Origin of the sequence: Streptomyces sp. UW30 (assembly GCF_008042075.1) — a bacterium.
Lineage (GTDB): Bacteria > Actinomycetota > Actinomycetes > Streptomycetales > Streptomycetaceae > Streptomyces.
Window position 1 is genome coordinate 1,232,304 of the sequence record NZ_RDBN01000005.1, and the last position, 6,800, is coordinate 1,239,103.

The window sequence follows — 6,800 nt, forward strand, 5'->3', positions numbered from 1 at the left end:
CGCCGGTGCGCGTGGACTGACCACGCGCTGAGGAGTTGTAGGAGGCCCCGGCCGGGGCTTCTCCAGGGAGACCTGGGGGAGCGCGGCCGGGGTTTCGTGCTGTTACGGGGGTGCCCGGTCCGTTTGCCGGGGTGTGGCCCGGCGGTCATGGTGGAGGTTGTGACGGCGCCCGACGCGGAGTGAAGGCGTTGGCCCGCGCCGGGTCCTCGTGCCGTTGCTGCGCCCTCCCGGCCGGTGAGCGGGCGGCCTAGCCTCGGGCTGGAGGTGAGTGGATGGCACGGCCGATAGCGCGCTGGGGGGTGGCTCTCGGGTTCGGGGCGCTGTGGTGGTGGGCCGTGCTGCGGCTCGCGCTGGCGCCGGACACGGGGGTGCTGGAGGCGGCCGTCGCCGCCGGAGGGTGGGGGTTGAGCCTGTTGCCGGTGCACTGTGTGCCCAAGGCGCGGGCCGTGGGAGCCGTCGATCCGCGACGCTGGGCGCGGGCCTGGCGGACCGGGCGGGCCGCCACGGCAGCTACCACGGCATCGCCACCCCACCGTTCGGACGCAGGATCTGCCCCGTGGTGAAGGACGACGCGTCGGACGCCAGGTGCAGCACCGCGTGCGCGACGTCCTCCGCTTCGCCGACCCGGCCCAGCGGCGACCTGCGGGCCATGAACGTCTCCGTGTGAGCCTGCGCCGCCGTGTCGTGGCGGTCCGTCATGGGGGTGCGGATCCAGCCCGGGGCGACCGCGTTGACGCGGATGCCGTGCGGCCCCATCTCCGTGGCCAGCGTCTTCGTCAGCTGTACGACGGCCGCCTTGGCCGCGCCGTAGCAGAGCAGGCCGGGGCCGCCGGTGTCCACGGCGCCCGAGGCCATGGTGATGATGCTGCCCCGTACGCGCTGGTCGAGCATCGCGCGGGCCGCCTCCTGGCAGGCGTGCAGCACGCCCTTGAAGTTGACGTTCAGCACACGGTCGAGGTCCTCGTCGCGGGTCTCCAGTACCGGGCTGCTGTGCATGATCCCGGCGACCGCGGCCAGCACGTCCAGCCGCTCGCAGGAGGCGATCGCTTGGCGGAGTTGTTCGCGATCGGTGACGTCGAGGTGGTGGATTCGCGCGCTGCCGCCGCTCGATTTGATCAGGGTCGCCGTGTCGTGCAGACCCTGTGCGTCACGGTCGGCGCAGTGCACGGTGGCACCGGCCTCGGCGAGCAGCACGGCCGACGCGCGGCCGATGCCGCTGGCGGCGCCGGTGACGAATGCGGTGCGTCCGGTGAGGTCGTACGCCTTGACGGCCATGAAGGGACGGTACGAGTGAATCTGACGGATCGTCAATTAGTCGTACGGTGTTGGGTTCTGCCGCGTGAGGCGGTGCCGGGCGTCGTGTGCGGGGCCGGGCCCGCCTGGCAGTTCGGGCACCAGTAGGTGGGGCGCTCGCGGGAACCGTCGCCCTGGTCGGCCGCGCGGATCGGGGTGGTGCAGCGCAGGCAGGGGCGGCGGGCGCGGCCGTACACGAAGAGGTCCTGGTCACGGCGGCCGGTCGTGCTGCGGACCAGGCGGTCACGGTTGGCTTCCAGGAGCTTCTTGGCGAGGACGGGCAGTTGGGCGGTGTGCTCGGCGGGGAGTGCGCCGATGGGGAGCCAGGGGGTGACGCGGAGCAGGAAGCAGAGCTCGCTCTTGTAGACATTGCCGATGCCGGCGAGGTTGCGCTGATCCAGCAGGGCCTCGCCGAGGGGGCGGGCGGGGTCCGCGAGGAGGTTGACGAGGGCGCGGTCGGGGTCCCAGTCCGGGCCCAGCAGGTCGGGGCCCAGGTGGCCGACGGCGCGGTCCTCCTCGGCGGTGTGCAGGAGGTCGAGGACGGGGAGGCGGTAGCCGACGGCCGTGTGGGCGGGACGGGTGTCCGCAGCGGTTGAGTGGGGGGTGGCGGTGTCCGGGGCGGTCGCGTCGGGGGCGACGGCGAGGATTACGCGGATCTGGTGGGCGGCGCCCCCTGTCCAGCGCTGCTGGTCGGCGAACACCTTCCAGGAGCCCTCCATGCCGAGGTGCGAGTGGACCGTCAGGCCGCCCTCGATGCGGGCGAGGAGGTGTTTGCCGCGGGGGGTGACGTCCAGCACGGTGCGGCCTGTGAGGTCGACCGTGGCGTACTTGGGCACCCGGAAGTCGCTACGGGTCAGCGTCCTGCCCGCGAGGGCGGTGTGGAGCCGCTTCGCGGTCTGCCAGACCGTGTCTCCTTCAGGCATGGGTCAAGGGTGGCACGGGGTGGGGCTCGCGCGGATGGGCGGCGGCGGGCAGGGTCAGGCGCGCAGGCGCAAGCCTCTGGGGGTCGCGATGAAGCCGGCTCCTTCCAGGAGGGTGCCTATGGGGGAGGTCAATGCGGAGGCGCCGTTCACGCGCTCCACCGTGACCGTGCCGAGGGAGCCCGCGCGGGCGGCCGAGGCAAGGGCCTCCGCCGCCGTGTGCAGGCGGGGGTCGTCGGTGGGTTCCGTGTCCGGGGCGGAGGGCCAAGCCAGCAGGGTCTTGCCGCCTCGCTCCATGTAGAGGGTCAGCTCGCCGTCGACGAGGACCACCAGGGAGCCCGCCTTGCGGCCCGGCTTGTGCCCGGCGTCAGTGGGGGGCTCGGGCCAGGCGAGGGCGGCTCCGTAGGCGTTCGCCGGGTCGGCGGCGGCGAGGACGACGGCTCGGGTGTCGGGCGAGGGGCGGCGGTGGGAGGCGGAGCTGGGGCCCGGGGCTTGGCTGTAGGGGGTGCCGCCGTTGTGCCATGTGGGGCCCTGCGGGGTGCGTCGGCCGCTCTCGGGGGCGAGGTCGCGGGGCGAGACCCATTCGCTCGGTCCGAGGTGGGCGTCCAGGAAGTCGTGGTCTAGGTCGGGGATGTCGTACGCGGCGGTGCCGCCGGCGTCGTATGCCGGGGTGTCGCCCCGGTCAGCACCGGGGTTCCCTGAGACGTCGTAGGGGACAGGTGAGCCGAAGGGGCCGGGGGCGGCCGGGCCCGGCAGGTCGTCGCCGCGGTCGCGGGCGTTGGACACCGCGCGCAGGCGGTCCACCGCGCCGTCCATCGCGAACTGGGCGGCGCCGAGTCCCTCGACCACGTAACCGCGCCGCGCCTGGCCGCTCTCCTCGAAGACGGACAGGATGCGGTACGTCGCCGAGAAGCCGCCTTCGACGCCCTCCGCGCTGACCGCTCCGCGGGTCACCACGCCGTGCCGGTCGAGGAGGGTGCGGGCCAGGGCGTGGGCGCGGACGGTGGGGTCGGGTTCGTGTGCCGGGAGCACGGACCAGCGGCCGGCCACGGTCGGCGGGCCGGTGCGGGAGGCGGGGCGGGCGGCGGCCGTGAGGGAGCCGTAGCGGCCTCGGGGGACGGTGCGCTTGGCGCGGTGGGCCGTGGAACCCGCAGTGCGGCCCGAGCCCAGCAGGGAGCGCATGGGTGCCAGCGTGTCGTTCGTCAGGCGGCCTGACCAGGCCAGCTCCCAGAGGGCGTCGGCGAGTTGGGGGTCGGTTGCGTCGGGGTGGGTGGTGGCGCGGACCTGGTCGGCGATCTGGCGGAAGAACAGGCCGTAGCCGCCGGAGAGCGCGTCCAGGACGGACTGGTGCAGTGCTGTCAGCTCCAGCGGATGGGGTTGCGGCAGGAGCAGGGGGGCCGAGTCCGCCATATAGAGGGAGACCCAGCCGTCCTTGCCGGGGAGTGAACCGGCTCCGGCCCAGACGACCTCGCCGGCCGAGGTGAGTTCGTCGAGCATCGCGGGGGTGTAGTTGGCCACGCGTGACGGCAGGACGAGCTTCTCCAGGGCGGACGCCGGCACGGACGCGCCCTGCAACTGCTCGATGGCGCGGACCAGTCCGTCGATGCCGCGCAGGCCGTGGCCCTTGCCGATGTGCTGCCACTGGGGCAGGAACTGCGCGAGCGCGGCCGGCGGCACCGGTTCCAGTTCGTGCCGCAGCGCGGCGAGGGAGCGGCGGCGCAGGCGGCGCAGGACCGTCGCGTCGCACCACTCCTGGCCGATGCCGGCCGGGTGGAACTCGCCCTGTACGACGCGCCCGCCGGCCGCCAGCCGTTGGAGAGCGCCGTCGGTGATCGCCGCGCCCAGCCCGAAGCGGGCCGCCGCCGTGGCCGACGTGAAGGGGCCGTGGGTGCGGGCGTAGCGGGCGAGGAGGTCGCCGAGCGGGTCCTTCACCGGCTCGGTGAAGGCTTCGGGGACGCCGACCGGCAGCGCTGTACCGAGCGCGTCGCGCAGGCGGCCCGCGTCCTCGATCGCCGCCCAGTGGTCGGTGCCGGCGATGCGGACCTTGATGGCGCGGCGGGCGCCGGCCAGTTCCTGGGCCCAGTGCGGTTCGGCGCCCCGCTCGGCCAACTCGGCGTCGGTGAGCGGGCCGAGGAGGCGGAGGATGTCGGCGACGCCCTCGGCGTCCTTGACGCGGCGGTCCTCGGTGAGCCACTGAAGCTCGCGCTCCAGCTCCGTCAGCACCTCGGCGTCGAGCAGCTCGCGCAGCTCGGCCTGGCCGAGCAGTTCGGCCAGCAGCCGCGAGTCGAGCGACAGGGCGGCGGCGCGGCGCTCGGCGAGCGGGGAGTCTCCCTCGTACAGGAACTGGGCGACGTACCCGAAGAGCAGGGAGCGGGCGAACGGGGACGGCTCGGCGGTGGTGACCTCGACGAGGCGCACCTTGCGGGATTCGAGGTCGCCCATGAGCTCTGTCAGGCCCGGGACGTCGAAGACGTCCTGGAGACATTCGCGGACCGCCTCAAGGACGATCGGGAACGAGCCGAACTCGCTGGCCACCTGGAGCAGTTGGGCGGCGCGCTGGCGCTGCTGCCACAGCGGGGTGCGCTTGCCGGGATTACGGCGCGGCAGCAGCAGTGCGCGGGCGGCGCACTCGCGGAAGCGGGACGCGAACAGGGCCGAGCCGCCGACCTGGTCGGTGACGATCTGGTCGACGTCGCCCTTGTCGAAAACGACGTCCGCCGCGCCGACGGGCGCCTGGTCGGCGTCGTACTCCGTGCCGGCCTTTCGCGGTTCCTGGTCCAGCAGGTCCAGGTTCATCACGTCGGCGTCGGGCAGGCGCAGCACGATGCCGTCGTCGGCGTGCATGACCTGGGCGTCCATGCCGTACCGCTCGGACAGCTTCGCGCCGAGGGCCAGTGCCCAGGGGGCGTGGACCTGGGCGCCGAAGGGGGAGTGGACGACGATGCGCCAGTCGCCGAGCTCGTCGCGGAAGCGCTCGACGACGATCGTGCGGTCGTCCGGGACGTGGCCGCAGGCCTCGCGCTGCTCGTCCAGGTACGACAGGACGTTGTCGGCCGCCCAGGCGTCCAGGCCGGCGGTGACGAGGCGCAGGCGGGCGTCGTCCTTGGGCAGTGAGCCGACCTCGCGCAGGAACGCGCCCACCGCGCGGCCCAGTTCGAGCGGGCGGCCCAGCTGGTCGCCCTTCCAGAACGGCAGCCGGCCCGGTACGCCCGGGGCCGGGGAGACCAGGACACGGTCGCGGGTGATGTCCTCGATGCGCCAGGAGCTCGTGCCGAGCGTGAAGACGTCGCCCACGCGGGACTCGTAGACCATCTCCTCGTCGAGCTCGCCGACCCTGCCGCCGCCCTTCTTCGGGTCCGCACCGGCCAGGAAGACCCCGAAGAGGCCGCGGTCGGGGATCGTGCCGCCGGAGGTGACGGCGAGGCGCTGCGCGCCGGGGCGGCCGGTGATCGTGCCGGCGACCCGGTCCCACACCACGCGCGGGCGCAACTCCGCGAAGGCGTCGGACGGGTAGCGGCCGGCCAGCATGTCGAGGACCGCGGTGAAGGCGGACTCGGGGAGGGAGGCGAAGGGGGCGGCTCGGCGGACCATGGCGAGGAGGTCGTCGAACTGCCAGGTGTCCATCGCCGTCATGGCGACGATCTGCTGGGCCAGGACGTCCAGGGGGTTGGTCGGGACCCTGAGGGACTCGATGGAGCCGGTGCGCATGCGCTCGGTGACGACCGCTGCCTGGACCAGGTCGCCGCGGTACTTCGGGAACACCACGCCGGTGGAGACGGCGCCGACCTGGTGGCCCGCGCGGCCCACGCGCTGGAGGCCGGAGGCCACGGACGGGGGTGACTCGACCTGGACCACGAGGTCCACCGCGCCCATGTCGATGCCCAGTTCGAGACTGGACGTGGCGACGACCGCCGGGAGGCGGCCGGCTTTGAGGTCCTCCTCGACGAGCGCGCGTTGCTCCTTGGAGACCGAGCCGTGGTGGGCGCGGGCGATCACCTGGGGCGCGCCCTGGGCCGCGCCGGAGCCGCCCATGAGTTCGGCCGGGGCGTGGTGTTCGTCCAGGGTTTCGCCGGTGGCGCGCTCGTAGGCGATCTCGTTGAGGCGGTTGCAGAGGCGTTCCGCGAGGCGGCGGGAGTTGGCGAAGACGATGGTGGAGCGGTGGGACTGGACCAGGTCGGCGATGCGCTCCTCCACGTGCGGCCAGATCGAGGGGCGTTCGGTGCCCTCGGAGCTCTCTGCGACCGGGGAGCCGCCGAGCTCGCCGAGGTCCTCCACCGGGACCACGACCGAGAGGTCGAACTCCTTGCCCGACTTCGGCTGGACGATCTCCACTTTGCGGCGGGGGGAGAGGTAGCGGGCGATCTCGTCGACCGGGCGGACCGTCGCGGAGAGGCCGATGCGGCGGGCCGGCTTCGGGAGGACCTCGTCCAGGCGCTCCAGGGTGAGTGCCAGGTGGGCGCCGCGTTTGGTGCCCGCCACCGCGTGGACCTCGTCCAGGATCACCGTCTCGATGCCGGTCAGGGCGTCGCGTGTCGCTGACGTCAGCATCAGGAACAGGGACTCGGGGGTGGTGATGAGGATGTCCGG

The 6,800-nt window shown here is 73.6% G+C and carries 4 protein-coding genes; 1 reads left to right on the forward strand and 3 read right to left on the reverse strand.

Annotated features, from left to right (window positions below; genetic code table 11):
- The first annotated feature begins 272 nt into the window (after nt 1-272).
- Nucleotides 273-563 carry a hypothetical protein gene (locus tag EAO75_RS47090; protein WP_147994125.1) on the forward strand — a complete coding sequence of 97 codons (291 nt, stop codon included), beginning with the start codon at nt 273-275 and terminating at the stop codon, nt 561-563.
- Here the strand turns inward: EAO75_RS47090 and EAO75_RS07305 are convergent.
- The 3 genes from EAO75_RS07305 to EAO75_RS07315 form a co-directional block, all read right to left on the reverse strand.
- On the reverse strand, nt 511-1,275 hold the full coding sequence (locus EAO75_RS07305) for an SDR family NAD(P)-dependent oxidoreductase (protein ID WP_147994126.1): 765 nt from the start codon (nt 1,273-1,275) through the stop codon (nt 511-513). The two genes, EAO75_RS47090 and EAO75_RS07305, sit on opposite strands and share 53 nt — an antisense overlap.
- 32 nt (nt 1,276-1,307) lie before the next feature.
- Nucleotides 1,308-2,216, reverse strand: coding sequence for an Fpg/Nei family DNA glycosylase (locus EAO75_RS07310; RefSeq protein WP_147994127.1), 909 nt, complete (start codon nt 2,214-2,216; stop codon nt 1,308-1,310).
- Nucleotides 2,217-2,270: 54 nt separating this feature from the next.
- A partial coding sequence (locus EAO75_RS07315) for a helicase-related protein (RefSeq protein ID WP_147994332.1) occupies nt 2,271-6,800 on the reverse strand: 4,530 nt, incomplete at its 5' end.